The following is a 20,486-nucleotide window of genomic DNA, read 5'->3' as shown; positions in this document are numbered from 1 at the left end:
CTCATTTGAACGAAAGAATTATAGAGCTTATAGATATCGCTCCAAAAGACTTTTGGGGCGCGCAGGATTCTCATCTTGAAATAATTAAAAAGTATTACCCAAAGCTTAAAATCGTAGCGCGAGGGACTACTTTAAAAGCCTTTGGCGAAAAAGAGGTTTTAGATGAATTCGAAAAGAGATTTCAGAGGCTGATGCTTCATTTTACAAGATACAACAACATTGACGATAATGTAATTGAGCGTGTAATTATGAGTGACGGCCAAGAGGAAAAAAAAGCTTACGATCACGACAAAATTTTAGTTCACGGAGTTGGCGGAAAAATTATCAAAGCCATGACTCCAAATCAGCAGCTACTGGTAGACACCATCAAAAAAAATGATATGGTGTTTGCAATTGGACCTGCTGGAACTGGAAAAACGTACACGGGCGTTGCAATGGCTGTAAAAATGCTGAAAGATAAAGAAGTAAAAAGGATCATATTAACGCGTCCGGCGGTAGAAGCAGGGGAGAACCTCGGATTTTTACCCGGCGATATGAAAGAAAAACTGGATCCTTATATGCAGCCGCTTTACGATGCTTTGCGCGACATGCTTCCTAATGAAAAACTCGAAGATTACATTTTAAAAGGAATTATTCAGATTGCGCCTCTTGCATTTATGCGCGGGCGAACGCTAGACAACGCCTTTGTAATTCTGGATGAAGCACAAAATACCACGCATTCACAAATGAAGATGTTTTTGACTCGTATGGGAAAAAACGCCAAGTTTATGATTACGGGTGATCCTGGTCAGGTCGATTTGCCACGAAGAACTATTTCTGGTCTTAAAGAAGCGATTTTGGTTCTGAAAGACATTGAAGGAATCGGAATTATATATCTTGATGATAAAGATATCGTTCGCCACAGATTAGTGAAAAAGGTAATCGACGCTTACAAGCAAATAGAAAATCACGACTAAGTTTTATTTTTAGTGAAATGTTAAATGTAAATCGTGATATGTGTTTTAACATTTATTAATATTCGTTTTGTATTTTTCGTTTTGAAAGATGCAAAACGAATATTTTTTTGAGTTAAAAAATAAATTAAGAGCATTTAAATGAAAATAAGAATATCGATTTTACTATTATTTTTTGGTTTGATTTCATGTCAAAAAAAAGAAATTCCAGAAAATAAATTTGTTCGAACTTGGTATGATACAGAATATATAATTCCAGGTAAATCAAGTATTAAAATAAATGCTGATAGTACTTTTTATTATAAAAGTCGTGGTTGTGATTGGGGAGTATTTTCTAAAGGAAAATGGAGGGTTATAGGAGATTCTATTGAATTGAGTAGCACAAAAATAGATACATGTTATGTAATTTCTCCTTTTGCAGATTGTACATTCTTTGACAGAAAGAATAAGGCACCTTTGCCATTATTGACAATGCCAAATTGTGAAGAACCGGATCAAGGGAAAAGTTTTTGTCTTTTTACAAAAGAAGTATTTTACATAAAAAATGATTCTTTAATCTATAAGTTAAAACCAAGTTCCCAATGTCCTGATACATTAAAAATTGTTTTTGCTAAAACTCAAAAAATCAGAAAATGAAACAATTAGATGATTTCTACCAAAATCAAGAAGAGCCTATAAAAGGAGCATTTCTTGCTTTGCGCGATATTATCTTAAAACAAGACGAAGACATTACTAATGTTTTAAAATACGGAATGCCGTTTTTCTGCTATAAAGGGAAAATGTTCTGTTATTTATGGATTCATAAAAAGTTCAAAAAACCATATTTGGCAATAGTTGAAGGTAAATATTTTGAAGAACCATTTTTACTGCAAGAAACGCGTTCACGAATGAAAATAATGTTGCTTGACGCCGATCAAGATTTGCCTTTGGAACAAATTGAATCGGTTTTAACAAAAGCCTTGAATTTATATAAATCAGGAATCGTCAAGATTTGAATTTATTTAAGGAAATAGTTAAATAAATAATAAACTTGCCTTATTTTGGCTGGTTAAAGCCTTAAAACTTTGGTCTTCCCGTCTTAAAGGCGTAAATTTGCACATCAAAATAGTTGAAAATTAATATGACAAAACTTAAAAATATAAAGGCTGTAATAAGTGACCTTGACGGAACTTTACTCAACCCTCAGCATAGAATTTCAGAATATACAAAATCCATTTTTCAAGAATTACATAACCAAGGTTATCTTATCGTTGTAGCTACAGGCCGTCATCATCTTGATGCTTTTGCTATTATTGAAACGCTTGAAGTGCCAGTTTACTTGGTAAGTTCAAACGGAGCGAGAATTCATTCACCAAATAAAGAAGAATTATTTTCTTTCAATTTAGATAGTGATGTGGTTAAAGCGGCATTGAATGTTGAAATTGATCCGGACATCACTGTGGTTTTATTCAAAGAAAATGTTTGGCAGACTAGCAGAATCAACGAAAAATTAAATGCTTTTCAGGCTGATTTAAAATACCGTCCAGAATTGGTTGATTATAAAACTTTGGAAGATTTTGGCGCTATTAAAATTTTCTTTTCATGCGAAAATCATGAAAAATTAGTAAAATTAAAAGATGCCATTTTAGCCAATTCATCAGAACATTTGCACCACGCTTTTAGTTTGCCAACTTGTCTGGAATTTATGGATAAAGCGGTAGATAAAGCAGTTGCTATTGAGAAAGTGCTTGAGAAAGAAGGATTTACATTAGCAGAAGCGGTTTCTTTTGGAGATGGTTTTAATGATGTGCAAATGCTTTCTGCAGCAGGAAAAGGATTGATTATGGGAAATGCACCTGCTTTGTTAAAAGAGACACTTCCGAATTTAGAAGTCATAAAAACAAACGCCGAAGATGGAGTAGCACGATATATTGCTTCTAAAATTCTTGACAAGGAGTTTGCAACAAGCTAATATTAAATATTTTATATTTGGTTTTATTGCCAAATGCAAATAAATCGTTATTTTTATAAGAGCTAATTCTTAAGGAGTTAGCTCTTTTTTTTAACCTTAATTTATTTAGCGATGAAAGAATTCTTTAATCAAGTTGAGAGAAATTGCATTTCGGGAGCCTTGTTGTTATTGCCGCTTCTTGTTTTTTTTATACTGGTGGGAAAAGTTTGGAAATTTTTTCAGAATTATGGTGAAAAGTTCGCGCATTTTCTGCGTTTAGATCTTGTGCTGGGAAAATACGCTACAGATGTTGCGGGAGGTATAATCTTAGTGCTTTTAATTTACTTCAGTGGTTATTTGATGCGTTTGTCATTGCTTCGAAGATTTACAAAATGGGTTGATGACAAGCTGATGATTTTTTTGCCAGGTTATGAAAAGAATAAAAAAGAGGCTGAAGAAAAACTAAAAGGCAGAACAAAAAAGCCAAGTACTGATTTGCCTATTTTATTTAAAACTGGCGATTACTGGCAACCAGCTCATTTAATTGAAGAAGATGAAAACGGAAATGCCGTTATTTTTGTTCCCGCCGCACCAGCCAAAGATCATGGACAAATTTTGATTGTAAAAAATACTGATTTTAAAAAACTTTCAGAAACTACTCTTGGAAATCTTGATAATTCCATAAAATCGTATGGAAAAGGAATTTTGAGTTTTAAATAACTTTTTCTGCTAAACATAAGCATTGGATGTAATTGTTTTAACACATAGAAGCATAGTTTTTTTGAAGATTTTAAAAAGACGCTTCACTAATTTAAATGCACATAGTTTGTCTATGTGTGGAAACTTGTTTCTTTTGATTTCTTTTTTCCAATACAAAAATCTATGCTTCTATGTGTTAAAGTATTTTTTTATAATTCATTGAAAGTTAATATGGTAAGTTTGATTAGATAAAAACAATTTTTTTAATAGTTTTCAAAGTGTATTTTTGTTTTTTCAAATACAACTACCATGATAAAAAACAGTTTTATTCTTGCTTTTTTGCTGCTTTCCATAACCGGAAATTCTCAAAAATTAAAATTAGAAGAAATAATGAAAGGAGAATCTTTCATTGGAAATCAACCTACTAACGGACGCTGGTCTTTAGATGGAAAAAAGGTTTATTTTGAATGGAATCCGAAAGATGAATTAGGAGCAAGTACTTATTATTGGCAAAAAGGAATGACAAAACCAGAAGTTGTTCAGCCAAAAGAAGCTGTTTTTTCTCAAATGGATTTTAAAAGCAAACCGGGTTCTGATATTGTTTATTATATAGATAAAGGAAGTTTGTACTCGTATTCAATTAAGTCACAAACTGGCAAAAAATTAATTCAGCAATCCGCGCCAATTTCAAATTTACAATTAGGTTCTGAAGCTGGAGTTTTGTTTTTCTCTCAAAATGATAATATTTTTAAATACAATACTAAAGAAGGAACTGTTTTGCAGCTTACTAATTTTAGTAAAGGAACTAAAAAAGAAACAAAACCTGAAAAGGAAACTTTTTTGACTGCGCAACAAAAAGAATTGTTCCAGTTTATAAGAGATAAAGAAGCTAAAAAACAATGGAATCTTGCTAAATCAAAGGCAGTTAAATCTGATTTTGCAAAAGAATATTTTTACGGAAAAGACAGATTTACAAGTCTGAAAGTAAATCCGGATGGAAATTTTGCCACTTTCCGATTAGTTGAAGATAATGATGTCAAGGAAGAAAAAATGGAGGTTTTCATTACTTCTGACGGTTATAACCAAAATCCGGAAACTAAGGAAAAAGTATCGATTAATAATTTTGTGAAAACGAAATTCGGAATTTATTCTGTTGCAAAGGATTCTGTTTATTATGTGAATTTTTCGACTTTAAGTCATATTCAAGATACCCCAAAATATTTTCAGGAGTATGATAATCTAAAAAACAAACCAAAAGAAGATAAATTAATTGTTGCTCAGGCTCCTGTTTATAATGAAAATGGATCATTGGCAATTGTTGAAATCAGAAGTCAGGACAATAAAGACAGATGGTTGGTGAATTTAAATTTGGATAAAGGAACTTTTGAAGAAATTGAATATCAACATGATGAAGCTTGGATTGGCGGACCTGGAATTCCATCGTATTCATTTGCATCTGGAAATTTAGATTTTTTAGCTGATAATGAAACTATTTATTTCCAGTCTGAAGCTACAGGATATTCGCATTTATACACTTATAATATAAGAACAAAAAAGAAAACGCAATTGACAAAAGGAAATTGGGAAGTTCGTGATGTGACTTTATCTAAAGATAAAAAAGTATTTTATTTGAGTACAAATACTACACATCCAGGAAATAGAGATTTCTATAAATTGGCTTTAGCAGATGGCGTTTTACAACCAATTTTAACCAAAGATGGTGCGCATGAAGTTGTACTTTCGCCAGACGAAAAATCACTTTTAGTTCGCTATTCGTATAAAAATATTCCGTGGGATTTTTATGTTGCTGAAAATAAAAAGAATGCCTCTTTACAGCAAATTTCATCTTCGGTAACTGAAGATTTCAAAAAATACCAATGGAGAGCGCCTGAAGTAATTACGTTTAAAGCACAGGACGGAACTCCGGTAAACGCGAGAGTTTATACGCCAACTGCAGAAACTAAAAACAAAGCCGCAATTATTTTTGTTCACGGTGCTGGATATCTACAAAATGCGCATAATTTCTGGAGCAATTATTATAGAGAATATATGTTCCATAATATGCTGACAGATTTAGGATACACTGTTTTAGATATCGATTATAGAGGAAGTGATGGTTATGGACGCGATTTTAGAACTGGAATTTATCGTTTTATGGGAGGAAAAGATTTGTCTGATCATTTAGATGGTAAAAAAGTATTGGTTGAAAAATACGGAATCGATGCTGATAGAGTAGGTATTTACGGAGGTTCATACGGTGGTTTTATGACTTTAATGGGAATGTTGACAACTCCTGGCGAATTTGCTTCGGGTGCGGCATTGCGTTCGGTTACAGACTGGGCACATTACAATCATGGTTACACAGGAAATATTTTGAATTTCCCAGAAACGGATCCGAATGCATACAAAAAAAGTTCACCTATTTATTTTGCTGATAATTTAAAAGGAAATTTGGTGATGCTTCACGGAATGGTTGACGATAATGTTGAGTATAAAGATATTGTACGCTTGTCACAGCGTTTTATTGAATTAGAGAAAAAGAACTGGAGCCTAGCTTCTTTCCCTGTTGAATCACACGGATTTAAAGAAACGTACTCTTGGATCGATGAATACAGCCGAATTTTGAATTTATTTAATTCGACGCTTTTGAAGTAAGTGTTCAGTGTTCAGTTGTTTAGTAGTCAGTTTTTAGACTGCAAAAAATAACTGAACACTAAACAACTGAACACTGACGACTAAAAAGCCGAACACTAAAAAAAAAATATCTAAATTTGCATTCGTAAAACAACAACACAACTACATATAATGAGCAATACAATTACAACTACAAATTTTAATTTTCCGAATCAGAAATCAGTTTACCGCGGAAAAGTTAGAGAAGTTTACAATATCAACGACGAACTTTTGGTGATGGTAGCAACAGACAGACTTTCTGCTTTTGATGTGGTTTTACCAAAAGGAATTCCGTACAAAGGACAAATTCTGAATCAGATTGCGACAAAATTTATGGAATTGACTCAAGATATTGTTCCGAATTGGTTGATTGCTACTCCAGATCCAAACGTTGCTGTTGGACATTTATGTGAGCCTTTTAAAGTTGAAATGGTAATTCGAGGTTATGTTTCTGGTCATGCGGCACGTGAGTATGCAGCTGGAAGAAGACAAATTTGTGGTGTTACAATGGCCGAAGGTCTAAAGGAAAACGATAAATTTCCTGAACCAATTATTACGCCAACTACAAAAGCTGATAATGGTTCTCATGATGAAGATATTTCTCGTGAAGCTATTTTATCAAAAGGAATTGTTTCTGAAGAAGATTATTTGATTTTAGAAAAATATACTCGTGCTCTATTTCAAAGAGGAACTGAAATTGCAGCTTCTCGCGGGTTAATTTTAGTAGATACTAAATATGAATTTGGAAAAACAAAAGATGGCGTTATTGTTTTGATTGACGAAATCCACACACCAGATTCATCTCGTTATTTTTATGCTGATGGTTATGCAGAAAGACAAGCAAAAGGCGAGGAGCAAAAACAATTGTCAAAAGAATTTGTACGCCGCTGGTTGATCGAAAACGGTTTTCAAGGTCAGGAAGGACAACAAATTCCAGATATGTCTGATGAATATATTGAATCAGTTTCTGAAAGATATATTGAATTGTATGAGAATATTTTAGGAGAAAAATTCGTAAAAGCTGATATTGAAAATATTGATCAGCGTATTGAAAAAAACGTATTGCAATACCTTACTAAATAATATAAAGGTTTCTTTTAACCAATAGAAAATGGCCGACTAGTTTATAGTCGGCCATTTTTATTTAATTTTCCATTTTTGCTTTTAAGTTTTCCAATCCTTTTTGTAGATCATTACCAATCATTTGATCCATTTTCATCATCGGAAGCATAATATTCATCGGGTAAGGCATTACACCATTAATTCCCCATTTTACTTTTGTCTGATTTCCTGAAACACTTTCAGTTGACATAAAACCTACTGCTGTGTCATTCATTGGCTCTTTAAAACGCAAATCAAAGTCAATTCGTTTTCCTTCTGTGATTTTTGTGATTTCCTGTTCGCCTTTTCCCACTTCTTTCACTTCGCTTTCCCAAGCAGAAATTGATCCAACTTGGCCATCAGTTCCTGTAAAAGTCGATTTCATTTTCGGGTCAAGTTTAGCCCAAACGCTGAATTCATTCTGGTTTTTTAAAGATCGGACGTAATTAAACACCGAATCAACTGGTTTGTTAATTGTGATTTCTCTTTCTACAGCATAATCTTTTGGCATAATGGCTGCTGCAATCAAAACAATTGCAATAATTAGAATTAATGCAATCAAAATTTTCTTGATAAATCCCATAGTTTTTTGTTTTTAAGTTTTTATTTTCTTTTTGGTTTACTAAATATACGTAAAATCATATTATAATTTTGTTTTTATCTGATTTTGAGCGAACTAAAAAGCCTTTGTTTACTAGGTTCTTTGGTTTAGATGAAAAAATTTTATAAGATTTTTTACATTTTTTTGATTAAAACTGTAACATATTGAGTTTTTTAGCGTCTATTAAGAAAGCAAATTATTAACCTTCACTTTGATTATCAGCGCTTATATTAATTGAATGTTAATAATTGGTTAAAACAAGGTACTTTGTAATACATAATACATAAAATTGAATTATCTTTACATAGAAATTAAAATCATCAATAATCAATCAATTTAACAATCAATCAACATGAAAAAGTCAGTAATTATTTTAGGAGTAGCTTTAGTAGCTTTTGCCAATGTTTCAATGGCAGCAAATCACACAGCATCAGTAGTAAATCCAAAAATTGAAGTTTCTAGAAATTTCTCAGCACCATTGCACGTAGCAGTTAGCAAAGGAGATTTAGAAGTAGTGAAAAAATTTATTGCTTATGGAGCCAATGTAAACGAACAATCTGAGGACATGACACCTTTGATGATCGCAGCACGATACAATAAAGTGGAGATCATTAAAGTTTTATTAGAGAATGGTGCGCGTCCAGAAGATAAAAACGAGCAAGGTTTTACAGCATTGAAATATGCACAATTGTCAAATGCGACTGAAGCAATCGCAATTTTAAAAGATTTAAAATAAAAGTTTTAAATCTAGTTTGAGTTAGAGTTAGTATATTTAACGGCCTTCCTTGAGCAGAAGGCTGTTTTTTATTTTTATAATGCCAAGAAATTTTAAAAATTGATTTCTTGAATCTTCTTATCTTGAAATCGGGAGAATAAAATCAAGGCACAAATTGCGCCAATAGTAGCAAAAAGCATATCTGATTGCGTGTCCCAAACATATCCCTGTGTTCCCAGAAAAGCATCGCCGCCGTCTCCGGTTGCCAGCGAAACAAACCATTCTATAAATTCGTAAGTGGCGCTTATCGCCAAACAAATACTAACAATAATAAAATTGAAAAAACTTTTATTATTGATAACTTCTTTGCGAATAAACAATTCTCGAATAATCATTGCAGGAACAAAACCCTGTGCAAAATGACCTAGTTTATCATAATTATTTCGACTTTGATGAAAGATTTCTTTAATATAATCGAAGAAAGGAACTTCAGCATATGTATAATGACCTCCAATAAATAGAATAATGCAATGTATTAGAATCAATGTGTAAGTAAAATTTGTGAAGCGGAATTTTTTGAAAGTGAATGCTAAGATTAAAAATCCTATAATTGCTGGGATAATTTCAAGGAAACACGTGAAACCTTCTTTCGAATTTATAATAGAAGCTAATAAGGAAACTGTAAAAATGGCAATTAGAAAATAGATGTATTTCATAAATCGTCTTTTTTAAGATGTGCTGCAAGATATTAAACTAAAGTGTAACGAAAACAAAAAAAGCACCATTAAAATTAATGATGCTTTTTTCTAAAATTACAATTTTTTTATTCTATTGGGATATTTTTCTTGCGATTGAAAACCCAGAAAATAATCGGGAAAACCAATAACGTAAGGATGGTTGCAGTTACCAAACCACCAATAATTACAATAGCAAGTGGTTTTTGTGACTCAGAACCAATTCCTGTCGAAATTGCGGCCGGCATTAAACCTATTGAAGCCATTAATGCAGTCATGACTACAGCTCTGGTTCTGGCTTTTACACCCATGAAAATGGATTCTTCTAAAGTGAATTTGGCTCGGAGATTATGATGGAATTCCGAAATTAATATAACACCATTTTGAATACAAATTCCTAATAAGGCTATGAATCCAACTCCCGCAGAAATTCCGAAATTCATTCCCGTGATATGCAATGCAATAATTCCACCAATAACTGCAAATGGAACATTCGCCAAAACAAGCAATGAATCTTTGATATTTCCGAATAAAATGAAAAGCAAAACAAATATTCCAATTAAACTGATTGGCACCACTTGAGCCAGACGCGCACTGGCACGAACCTGATTTTCAAATTCTCCTGTCCAGCCGGTTGTGTAACCAGAAGGCATTTTTAATTCGGCTACTTTTTTCTGTGCTTCGGCAATTGTACTTCCTAAATCGCGATCACGAACTGAGAATTTTACACCAATAAAACGTTTTGTATTGTCTCTGTAAATAAAAGCAGGTCCAGTAATTGTTTTAATATCGCAGATTTCTTTCAGAGGAATTTTAACACCACTGATTGTTGGAACTTTTAGTTCGGCCAAATCTTCTTCATCTTTTCGATATTCTTTTGAAAAACGGACTCTTACATCAAACTTTTTCTCATCTTCATATTTTTCAGTTGCTGTTTTTCCTCCAAAAGCCAATTCTAAAACAGCCTGCGCATCGCTCAAAGTTACGCCATAAGCTGCCATTTTTTCTCTATCCAAAATCACACTAATTTCTGGCTGACCAACATTTCGAAGAATTCCGACGTCTTTAATTCCAGGAATATTTTTGATTTTGTCTAAAACTTCATTCGATAATTCATCCAATTTATCAAGATCATCTCCATAAATTTTCACTGCATTTGATGCTTTAAATCCCGCAACCGATTCGGCTACGTTATCAATAACGGGCTGTGAATAATTATAAGTAATTCCTTGATGAACTTTCAATTTCGCATCCATTTCGTTAATCAAATCATCCATAGAGATTTTTCGCGTCCAATCTGATTTTGGTTTTAAATCCACTTGAAGCTGAATAAACCCAAATCCGTTTGGATCTGTTCCGTCGTTGCTTCGTCCTGTTTGCGAAAGTACTTTTTTCACTTCAGGAAAACTTTCAAGATCTTTTCTGATCATTGCTGCTGTTTGTACGCTTTCTGGAAGTGAAGAACTCATTGGTAATTCAGCCGTTACCCATAATGCGCCTTCGTTTAATTGCGGAAGGAATTCTGTTCCTAAAAAAGTCGCTGAAAAGAAAACCGCAGCTAAAATTCCAACAGAAGCAATTAAAGTTTGTACTTTATGTTTAAATGTCCATGCAAAACCTTTACCAACAATTCGATCCCAGAAATTCACAAACGGATTGTGTTTTTCTTTCACATTTTTATTTAGAAGAATGTGTGATAAAACAGGAACCAATGTCAAAGTAAAAAGTAGTGCTCCCATTAAGGCAAAACCTAAAGTGTAGGCTAGAGGAGAGAACATTTTTCCTTCTACTTTTTGGAACGAGAATATTGGCAATAAAGCAGTAATGATGATTAATTTAGAAAAGAAAATAGCTTTACCCATTTCTGTTCCCGTTTTTTTGATCAAGCTTCCTTTTGCAATTTTATTATATGCCGTCATTCCCAATTGATGCGCTCGATGATCCAGGACTACAAACAGTCCTTCAACCATAACGACGGCGCCATCAATAATAATTCCGAAATCGACAGCTCCTAAACTCAATAAGTTGGCGCTCATTCCCATCATTTTCAGACATAAAAAGGCAAATAACAACGCTAACGGAATGACGATTGAAACAGTAAATGTCGTTCTCCAATCGGCCATAAAAAGGAATACGACACAAGTAACCAGAATTATTCCTTCAAATAAATTATGCATTACGGTTTCGGTCGTGAAATTCATCAAATTATCACGATCGTAAAAAGTTTCTATTTTAATATCCTTTGGAAGAATATTTTCATTTAAATCTTTGATTTTATCTTTGATCAAGGCCAATGTTTCTTGCGCATTTTCGCCTTTACGCATTACGATAATACCTTCGACAGCATCATCATTTTTTCCAATTCCGGTTTGACCAACTCTTGGCATGGCACTTTCATAAACCGAAGCTACATTTTTGACCAAAATTGGGTTTCCGCCGGCATCGTCAACAATAATATTTTCAATATCTGGAATCGATTTTAAAAGTCCAACACCGCGAACCACAAAAGCTTGACCATTTTTTTCAATAATATCACCACCAACATTTAAATTTCCTCCATTAACGGCATTGTAAACTTGTAATGGTGTAATATTATATTTTGCCAATTTTATTGGATCAACCCCAACTTCGTAGGTTTTTGTTTGACCACCAAATACATTCAAATCGGCAACGCCTGGAACGGCACGCAATTGTTTGTCAATTACCCAGTTTTGGTAGGTCAATAATTCTCGGCTGTCGCGACTATCGCTTTTTACAATATATCTAAAAATTTCGCCCGTAGGTCCATATGGAGGCTGAACGTCAGGTTCGACCCCATCAGGAAGCGAGACGTTTTTTAATAAATTATTTACCTGCAAACGCGCAAAAGTATCATCTACACCATCATCAAAAATAATTTTGATTACAGATAATCCAAACATGGTAATACTTCGAACACTTGTCTTTTTTTGTACCGAGTTCATTGAGATCTCAATAGGAGAGGTTACAAAACGCTCTACTTCTTCGGCACTTTTACCATTCCATTGCGTGATGATAATAATTTGGGTATTGGTTACGTCTGGAAAAGCGTCGATTGGCATGTTTTTAAAGGAAATAAATCCTGCTACTGCCAATAATCCGACCCAAAAAAAGGTGAATGCTTTGTTCTTGAGTGAAAAAGCGATTATATTTCTAATGAATTTGTTCATTTTAAAAAGTATTTTTTATGATGAATTTTTATTTTTTATTTCTGACGTTTTCTTTATAATATTAGAATTCGGTATGAAAACGCAAGGCAAAAAACTGTATTGGGCCTCGGTCTTTATTATATGCCGGATTCATTGCAAATTGATAATCTGGGGATAATGTGATGTGTGTATTTGGAACTAAAAAGGAATAAAATACTTCAACAATTTGCTCAACGCCATAATTCAAAGTTCCATCGCCAATCATAAAACCGTTTCCACCAAGTTTTTGATATTCTTTATGAGAATTTGATAGTCCGTTTGCGACGAGAGCAATTCCTCCAAAATCATCTGTCCGATTCCACATCTTTCCATTCAAATGAATTCCCAATTGAGCCGATCGGTCTATTTCTGTAAAAGCCCAGGTTTCGTTTTTTCCGTCATTATAGCTTATTCGCCCAAAAAGTCCCCAATTATCTTTATGTGTATAATCCATATTTAACCCAATTCCGTATTTCGTGCGGCCATCTTGCCTAGTACTTTGAATATCTGGAGTTGTTGTAAAATTGGTATTTGCTTCATCATAATTTCCCATTCCGGCGACATTTCTAAAACCTAATAATTTTATATTGCCGGTATCATTATTTTTAAAGACAATTTTTTTCTCCACTTCAATGTTTATCGCATTCGAATTGGCAAAGCTGAATTCAACATTTGGACCATTTGCATAAGTTGGCAATGCGGTTAACGAAGCTCTAACTTGCCAAGTATCAAACTGATAATTAACGTACAATCCATCGGTATAACCTCTTGTGTTCGCGGCATAGTCCCATGCTCCATACGTCATAAGCGACCAGTTTAAAAATTGCGTTCTCGGATCGTGTGAATAAAGACTATTGTCGAAATAGTCCGATAATCCAAATTTTCCAAAAACCAATTGCAATGATTGATTGTTTTTAAATTGAAATTTTTGCTCCAATAACATTCGCGCCACATAAACAACAGGTTTTGTATCACCAATTCTGAAAGTTTCCCCATTTGGAAAACCTCCTAATCCTCTTGCTTGTGATAATCCTTCTCCGCCAGACATTTCTGGATTAAAAGTTGCAGTTGCTCCTTTCCAAAGCGGAACATCGAGATATAGCGTTGATGTCAATGATAATGCGCCTTCATCTTCAGGATGCATACTATTTTCACCAGAATAATCAGCATGAAAAGCGGGATGATATTGATATATGGACGTCATTTGAAATTTCAGACTATATTTTCGGATCGAATCTGTTTCTTGAGAAAATGAAAGCGTTGAAACAAATAACGTTGCAAACCCCAGTATTTTTACAGATTTTTCCATTTTCCTAATCGTTTAAAGCACGGTAAATAAATAGCTGATTATTTGTAATGACTTTTTCATTTTCTTTTAAGCCACTTGAGATATAAGTAGTTTTGCCAACAACTCTGTAAACATCAACTTGTCTGGTTTCAATATTATGTCTGTCTTTAAAAATCATGACAAAGTTTTTGCTTTTGTCAAAAACAATGGCGTCGCTTGGAATCGCAATCATCGAATTATTTTCTTTGAAACATAATTTTATATTGGCGTTCATATCTGGTTTTAGCAGATAATCAGAATTTTTAAGTTTAATTCTAGCTTGCATTGCTTTAGTTTCTGGATCAATCACGTTGAAAATTTTATCAACTTTTCCTTTAAAAACTTTATCAGGATAACTTAGTGTAGTTACATCAGCATCAATTCCTAGTTTTACTTTGTTGATATCCATTTCGTTGATGTTGGCCATTGCCCAAACTTCACTTATTTCAGCAATATCAAAAATGTTTTCAGAGCGGTCGTTTCTTAAAAGCATATCTTGATTAATGCTTTTTTGAATGATGAAACCACTAATTGGCGCAGTAACTTCATAAATTGAACCGGCTTTGATATTGTAGATTTTATAGGTTTCCTGAATTTTGCTTAATTGCGACTGCGCTTTATTTACTTCCGATTTTGCCTGAAGCACATCACTTTCAGAATTTAATTTTCCGTCAAATAATTCTTGTGCAACTTTCAGATTATTTTTTGCTACCAATAAATCGCTTTTTGCGTCAAGAGATTGTTTTTCAAAATCGGCAATATCCGTACTTCTGATTGTTGCTAAAACTTGTCCTTTACGAACATAATCTCCAAGTTCAACATTTACTTTGATTACATTTCCACCAACTAGCGGATAAACATCAATCATTTTGTTATTGTCGGCTGTAATTTTTCCGTAAAAATTCAATTCATTTGTTACGGGTTTTGTTTGTGCAACAGCGGTTGTTGTGGTTTTTAACATTGCATCGCTTAATGCAAAAGAGGTGTTTGTCTGCGGATTTTCGACTTCTTTTTTGCAGCTTGCCAGTGATAAACTCACGATTGCAATTCCTATAATTAGTTTATGTTTCATCTTCGTATATTTTTAGAATAAGTCTTTATTGATTGTGCTGTTTAATTCTTCTCCTGAAAGTGCTAGTTTTTTCTTTAATTCATTGACTAAAATGGTCGCCTGATTATAGCTTTCCATGAAATCTGTAAATTCTAATAAACTGACGTTTCGTTTTTGAAAATTGTTCAACATTCCGTTGTAAACGGCTTCAAAGTCAGCATTTACAGTAGGTTTTATAACCGAATAATTTTTTCGTGATTCTTCCCATTTATTCCAAGCCGAAGTAATTTCTGTCTGCAGTTGCAGGTCAAAATTTTGTTTTTCAACTTTAGACTGTTCTAAAATAGTTTGGGCATACTTGATGTTTCCTTTATTTTTGTTCCAAAGCGGCAGCGGAATGCCAAGTGATACATTTGCTTCTTTATTAAAAGCGCCACCTCTTTGATCATAATTTGCCCCTAAAGTCAGATCTGGAATCGAAAGCGATTTTTGCCATTTTACATTAATTTCATTTGCATCAATTTCTTTCTGTTTGGCCAAATAATCTGGTCGATTGGCAATAGCTTGATCTTCTAAAGACTTTAGATCGAATGGCATAGTTTTTAAATATTTGCTGAATTCGTCTTTAGAAACATCTGGAACTACATTTTCTTTTGAATTTAGAAGCAATCGTAAATTTCCTTGTTCTTCAATATTATCATTGACAACTTCCATTCGTTCATTTTTAAAATTGAGATACAATGATTGCAAACGAACAACATCTTTTAACGGAACATTTCCTTTTTGCGCCTGAACAGAGTAGGAGTTGATCAAATCTTCAATGTGTGCAAGTTGCTGGTCCGTAGTTTCAAGGCTTTTTGTGTTGTAATAAACGGTGTAAAAGCTTTTTCGCAATTGAAGTTTTAAAGTTCTCAATAGATCATTAAACTGCAATTCCGCAAGTTGCTCATTGGTTTGTGCCAATTTCACTTCGTTGCGTTTTTTACCGCCTAAATAAATTAATTGCTCGATGCCAAATGATTTTTGCCCTTCTTTCCCGACGTCAAAGTATTTGTTTCCTTCGGGATTATAAGCATTTAATTCTGCGGTAAGTGCTGGATTATCCCAAATTTTCGATTGAATTGTCAGCGCTTTCGAAGCATCAATATTGTATTGAGAGGCCAGCAAAAAGAGATTGTTTTTAAGAAATTGGCTCTCACAGTCTTGAAGCGTGACGGAGTTTTGAGCCATTGCTGCCTGATTCAAAAACGCAAGCAGAAGTATTGCATATACTTTTTTCATTGTATCAATTTTAAGTTGTACAAATATGCTATTGACAGACTTTAAGATGCCTTAAAATCTACCTTAAAAATACCTTAAAAAAGAATATTAATGAAATAATAGTTGAAATAAATTCACTTTTTGTTCTGGAACACTGTAAGTTATGCTGCAATTATGTAGTGTGAGTATGCGCTGAACTATTCGTAATCCTAGTCCAAAACCTGCTTTTCCTTTAGCATTTTGACCACGCATAAAGGGTTGAAAAAGATTTTTTTGTTCTTCTTCACTCAATGTTTTTCCGTTGTTAGAAATGGAAATTGCTAAATGATTGTTGTGTTCATTTAATTTTACTTTAGCCTGTTTGTCATCAGAATAAACACAAGCATTTTTTAAAATATTTCCAAGCGCAATTTCGAGAAGATTCTTGTTTCCTTTTATCTCTAAAACAGAATCTAGATTTTCGCTTTCCTCCATTTCAAAGAGTATTACAAAGTCTGGAAAGCTTTTATTTAGATTTTCAATGGCCGAAAATAAGATTTCGTCCATTCGTTGAACTTCAGTGTTCTCGTGGTTTTTATTGTCAATTTTCGAAAGAATTAAAAGAGAGTTGATTAATTCTGTTAATTGATTGACATCTGATAAAATCGTTTTTAAAAAAGATTTTCCTTTTTCGGATGTTGCAGGATCAGCAGCGACATTTTCAATTTGAGAAGTAATTCTCGATAATGGCGTGCGTAATTCGTGAGAGGCGTGTGCTGTAAACTCTTTTTGTTTTTGATAAGAAATCTCAATGCGGTCCATCATAAAATTGAACTCATTTGCAATCAAATCAATTTCGTTTTTATTGCTTTTTGATTCTACGCGTGTATCGAGATTGTTCTCGTTTATATTTTTAATTTTTTGATGAAATACATTCAGTGGATTCATCGCTTTTTTTACCATAAATGATGTTAAAACCCAACAAATACAAGTAAAAAAGATATATGAAACTATTAAAGTATAGCGAAGGAAAAGCAATTTTCGTTTTCCATAATCATCCTTTGCCGATATTAAGGCGTAAAAATCTCGGTCTTTTGTATCATAAAAAACGCCATAAACTTCATAATTTCCTTGTTGCTTAAAAAAGGTTTTATGCTTTTTAAGATACTTTAAATCCTCAATCGACCAATTTATTTTGGCATCATCAATACTGCTGTAAATGAGTTTATAGTGCGAATCGAATACTAAAGTCTTTTCGTCATATAATTTATTAATGGAATTTTGATCGATAATTTTCAAAAGCTGATCATCGACTTCTTTCACATTTACGAGAAGTTTTATGTTGGAAAGCGCTTTTATTTCCAGACGATCTCGAAATTCTTCTTTTCTAAAATTAGAATACAAAACAAATATCACAGTCGAAGCCAATCCAAAAAGGATTGTAAACAGCAAACTGACTAAAAGTGATATCCTGTTTTTTAATGTCATTCTTGATTGCTTAAATAATATCCATAACCAACTTTAGTTCTAATAAGTTTGGTTTCGTGATCTTTGTCGATTTTTTTTCGAAGAAAATTAATATAAACTTCAATTGTATTTTGATTGGTTTCAATATGATAATCCCAAAGTTTTTCGGCTATAAATTGTTTAGATAGCACTTTTCCTTTTGCATGAGCCAGAATCATAATCAGTTTAAACTCTTTCGGAGTAAGTTTGATTTCTTCGCCAGAGCGAAATACTTTCATTTCTTCTTCTAGAATTTCCAAATCTTCAATTATGATTTTTTTCTCGGACTGTTGCGGAATCTCTTTTCGTCTTAATAAAGAGGAAATTCGAGCAAATAATTCTTCAAAATGAAAAGGTTTTACTAAATAATCATCGGCACCATTATCAAAAGAAGCTAATTTGTCTTCAATTTCGCTGAAAGCCGTCAGCATAATGATTGGCGTTTTTTTGTCTACTGCTCGAATACCTTTGCAAACATCAATACCATTTGCGCCTGGAACGTTTATATCCAGAATAATTAAATCATATTCTTCGGGAAGATACTTCTTTAATAATAATGATCCATCATAATAAGGAACACACTCGAAGCCTTTCGAAGTAAAGAATGCTGAGATTTCTTTAGATAAGGTAAAATCGTCTTCGAGCAATAAAATTTTCATATAGGGTTGTTTTATAAATTAGGCCATTTATACAAACAGCCTAATTTATGTTTTATAAGTTCTTATTTAAAATAAGAAAAAGATGCGTTATTTTCAATTTTCAATAATGTCTCATAAATCAGCTGAATCACATTTTCAACATCTTCTTTGTGAACCATTTCTACGGTCGTATGCATATAACGCAATGGAAGCGAAATCAATGCCGATGGAACACCGCCGTTACTATAAGCAAATGCATCGGTATCTGTTCCCGTAGCGCTTGAAGTAGCATTGCGCTGAAACGGAATTTTATTTTCTTCAGCTGTGTCAACAATTAAATCACGAAGTTTGTTTTGAACTGCTGGTGAATAAGCAATTACAGGACCTTTACCCATTTTAAGATCTCCCTCTACTTTTTTGTCAATCATCGGTGTGTTTGTATCGTGGCAAACATCGGTAATAATTGCAACGTTTGGTTTTATAGTCTGTGCAATCATTTCTGCACCTCGCAGACCAATTTCTTCCTGAACAGAATTTACAATATACAATCCAAACGGAAGTGTTTTTTTGTTTTCGTGCAATAAACGAGCGACTTCGGCAATCATAAATCCGCCCATTCTGTTGTCAATTGCACGACACACAAATTTATTTTCATTCAAAATCATGAATTCGTCAGGATAGGTAATAACACATCCTACATGAACACCTAAAGCTTCAACTTGTTCTTTAGTCTCACATCCAAGATCAATAAAGATATTGCTTAATTTCGGTGCCTCTTCCTTATCGTGCATACGAGTATGAATCGCCGGCCAACCAAAAACACCTTTTACAATTCCTTTTTTGGTATGAATATCGACTCTTTTTGAAGGTGCAATTTGATGATCAGAGCCTCCATTTCTTATTACATATATTAATCCGTCATCTGTAATATAATTCACGTACCATGAAATTTCATCAGCATGACCTTCAATTACAACTTTAAAAGGCGCGTCGGGATTTATAACACCAACAGCTGTTCCGTAAGTATCCGTAATAAAAGTATCAACATATGGTTTTAAATATTGCATCCAAAGTTTTTGCCCTTCACTTTCATATCCAGTAGGAGAGGCGTTATTTAGGTAGCTTTCTAAGAAAGCAATTGAAGTATCTTTTAAGATAGAATCTGAACTCATAAAAATATTTTTTTGCTAATTTATAAATTTGGTATTAGAGTTGTATATAAATATATAATTTTACATTTAAATTATGACTCGATGAGATTTACCAGTATTCTTTTATTCTTTATATTGTTTTCATTTTCAAGCCATGCTCAGGTTACCCCGAAAGAAAACCAGCAAATGGGCTATGTTTTAACCGAAAAGGATTCGATCCTTAATGATACAATTGAACTTCCAGAGATTATTATTACTAAAGAAAAGCTTGATCCGGAAGCGCAGAAACAGTTCTTGATTCTTCAGAATAGAGTTTATAAAGTTTATCCGTATGCAAAATTAGCTGCAGATCGATTGACTGCATTAAATAAAGGAATGGCTCGTTTGAATTCAAATCGCGAGAAAAAGAAATACTTCAAAATCGTTGAAGACTATCTAAACAATGAATTTGAAGACCGACTAAAAAAACTTTCACGTAAACAAGGCCAGATTCTGGTAAAACTGGTTCATCGCCAAACCGGAATTACAACTTATGATTTAATAAAAACCTTAAAAAGCGGATTCAAAGCGTTTGTTTCAAATACAACAGCCAATTTATTTGATATAAGTTTAAAGGCTGAATACAAACCCTACGAGGTAAATGAAGATTATTTAATTGAAACCATTCTTCAGCGTGCCTTTGAATCTGGCAGATTGGTAAATCAGAAAGCAGCAAATCCAGTTGATTATAATGATTTAATGAATAAATGGGAAGAAAAAGCAAAAGCCCCAGCCGACAAATAAAATCATTACATAATAATATATACGTCTACATCCTCAAACCCGACAGTTTAAAAACCTGTCGGGTTTGTTTTTATACATATATATGTATTAGTATTTTTTGCATCCCAATTTTCCGTAGAGGCGCACAGCAGTGCGTCTTGTGCGCAACGGAAACCATACATATATATAATAGGTGTACT

General features: G+C 33.3%; 18 protein-coding genes. 9 read left to right on the top strand and 9 right to left on the bottom strand.

What is annotated here, in order from left to right:
- Window positions 1-5 precede the first annotated feature (5 nt).
- The 7 genes from FND99_RS19525 (at window position 6) to FND99_RS19495 (ending at window position 7,338) form a co-directional block, all read left to right on the top strand.
- Complete coding sequence (locus FND99_RS19525; RefSeq protein ID WP_144339608.1) at window positions 6-956, top strand: PhoH family protein; 951 nt, start codon at window positions 6-8, stop codon at window positions 954-956.
- 138 nt (window positions 957-1,094) lie between these two features.
- Window positions 1,095-1,589, top strand: a complete 495-nt coding sequence (locus FND99_RS19520; RefSeq protein ID WP_144339607.1) for a hypothetical protein — start codon at window positions 1,095-1,097, stop codon at window positions 1,587-1,589.
- Window positions 1,586-1,948: a DUF1801 domain-containing protein gene (locus FND99_RS19515; RefSeq protein WP_144339606.1), complete on the top strand. Its 363-nt coding sequence runs from the start codon at window positions 1,586-1,588 to the stop codon at window positions 1,946-1,948. The genes FND99_RS19520 and FND99_RS19515 overlap by 4 nt, the downstream gene beginning before the upstream one ends.
- A 125-nt stretch (window positions 1,949-2,073) precedes the next feature.
- Window positions 2,074-2,904, top strand: a complete 831-nt coding sequence (locus tag FND99_RS19510) for a Cof-type HAD-IIB family hydrolase (protein WP_144339605.1) — start codon at window positions 2,074-2,076, stop codon at window positions 2,902-2,904.
- Window positions 2,905-3,015: 111 nt separating this feature from the next.
- On the top strand, window positions 3,016-3,603 hold the full coding sequence (locus FND99_RS19505; RefSeq protein ID WP_144339604.1) for a hypothetical protein: 588 nt from the start codon (window positions 3,016-3,018) through the stop codon (window positions 3,601-3,603).
- A 288-nt stretch (window positions 3,604-3,891) separates the two neighbouring features.
- On the top strand, window positions 3,892-6,237 hold the full coding sequence (locus tag FND99_RS19500; protein WP_144339603.1) for a S9 family peptidase: 2,346 nt from the start codon (window positions 3,892-3,894) through the stop codon (window positions 6,235-6,237).
- Between the two features lie 150 nt (window positions 6,238-6,387).
- Window positions 6,388-7,338 carry a phosphoribosylaminoimidazolesuccinocarboxamide synthase gene (locus tag FND99_RS19495; RefSeq protein WP_144339602.1) on the top strand — a complete coding sequence of 317 codons (951 nt, stop codon included), beginning with the start codon at window positions 6,388-6,390 and terminating at the stop codon, window positions 7,336-7,338.
- A gap of 61 nt (window positions 7,339-7,399) precedes the next feature.
- Here the strand turns inward: FND99_RS19495 and FND99_RS19490 are convergent, their stop codons facing one another.
- Entirely contained in the window at window positions 7,400-7,939 is a 540-nt protein-coding gene (locus tag FND99_RS19490) for an SRPBCC family protein (RefSeq protein WP_144339601.1), read from the bottom strand.
- Window positions 7,940-8,309: 370 nt separating this feature from the next.
- Between FND99_RS19490 and FND99_RS19485 the strand changes: the two genes are divergently transcribed.
- A complete protein-coding gene (locus tag FND99_RS19485) occupies window positions 8,310-8,693 on the top strand; it encodes an ankyrin repeat domain-containing protein (protein ID WP_144339600.1) in 384 nt (127 codons plus the stop codon).
- Window positions 8,694-8,785: 92 nt separating this feature from the next.
- Here the strand turns inward: FND99_RS19485 and FND99_RS19480 are convergent, their stop codons facing one another.
- The 8 genes from FND99_RS19480 to FND99_RS19445 all read right to left on the bottom strand — a co-directional run bounded on the left by FND99_RS19480 (window position 8,786) and on the right by FND99_RS19445 (window position 19,545).
- Window positions 8,786-9,388, bottom strand: a complete 603-nt coding sequence (locus FND99_RS19480) for a DUF2238 domain-containing protein (protein WP_144339599.1) — start codon at window positions 9,386-9,388, stop codon at window positions 8,786-8,788.
- A 107-nt stretch (window positions 9,389-9,495) separates the two neighbouring features.
- Window positions 9,496-12,594, bottom strand: a complete 3,099-nt coding sequence (locus FND99_RS19475; protein WP_144339598.1) for an efflux RND transporter permease subunit — start codon at window positions 12,592-12,594, stop codon at window positions 9,496-9,498.
- A 61-nt stretch (window positions 12,595-12,655) separates the two neighbouring features.
- Complete coding sequence (locus FND99_RS19470) at window positions 12,656-13,921, bottom strand: carbohydrate porin (RefSeq protein WP_144339597.1); 1,266 nt, start codon at window positions 13,919-13,921, stop codon at window positions 12,656-12,658.
- Window positions 13,922-13,925: 4 nt separating this feature from the next.
- Window positions 13,926-15,011, bottom strand: a complete 1,086-nt coding sequence (locus FND99_RS19465) for an efflux RND transporter periplasmic adaptor subunit (protein WP_144339596.1) — start codon at window positions 15,009-15,011, stop codon at window positions 13,926-13,928.
- A gap of 12 nt (window positions 15,012-15,023) precedes the next feature.
- Window positions 15,024-16,271 carry a TolC family protein gene (locus FND99_RS19460; protein WP_144339595.1) on the bottom strand — a complete coding sequence of 416 codons (1,248 nt, stop codon included), beginning with the start codon at window positions 16,269-16,271 and terminating at the stop codon, window positions 15,024-15,026.
- An 87-nt stretch (window positions 16,272-16,358) separates the two neighbouring features.
- On the bottom strand, window positions 16,359-17,717 hold the full coding sequence (locus FND99_RS19455) for a HAMP domain-containing sensor histidine kinase (protein ID WP_144339594.1): 1,359 nt from the start codon (window positions 17,715-17,717) through the stop codon (window positions 16,359-16,361).
- Entirely contained in the window at window positions 17,714-18,394 is a 681-nt protein-coding gene (locus FND99_RS19450; protein WP_144339593.1) for a response regulator transcription factor, read from the bottom strand. The genes FND99_RS19455 and FND99_RS19450 overlap by 4 nt, the downstream gene beginning before the upstream one ends.
- A 62-nt stretch (window positions 18,395-18,456) precedes the next feature.
- On the bottom strand, window positions 18,457-19,545 hold the full coding sequence (locus tag FND99_RS19445; RefSeq protein ID WP_144339592.1) for a M42 family metallopeptidase: 1,089 nt from the start codon (window positions 19,543-19,545) through the stop codon (window positions 18,457-18,459).
- 81 nt (window positions 19,546-19,626) lie between these two features.
- Here FND99_RS19445 and FND99_RS19440 point away from each other — a divergent pair, with 81 nt between their 5' ends.
- The gene (locus FND99_RS19440) at window positions 19,627-20,307 is read left to right on the top strand and encodes a DUF4294 domain-containing protein (RefSeq protein WP_144339591.1); all 681 of its coding nucleotides are present in this window, start codon (window positions 19,627-19,629) and stop codon (window positions 20,305-20,307) included.
- The last annotated feature ends 179 nt before the right edge of the window (window positions 20,308-20,486 follow it).

Source organism: Flavobacterium daemonense (genome assembly GCF_007341385.1).
GTDB classification, from domain to species: domain Bacteria; phylum Bacteroidota; class Bacteroidia; order Flavobacteriales; family Flavobacteriaceae; genus Flavobacterium; species Flavobacterium daemonense.
This window is presented reverse-complemented; position numbering and strand designations above follow the sequence as displayed.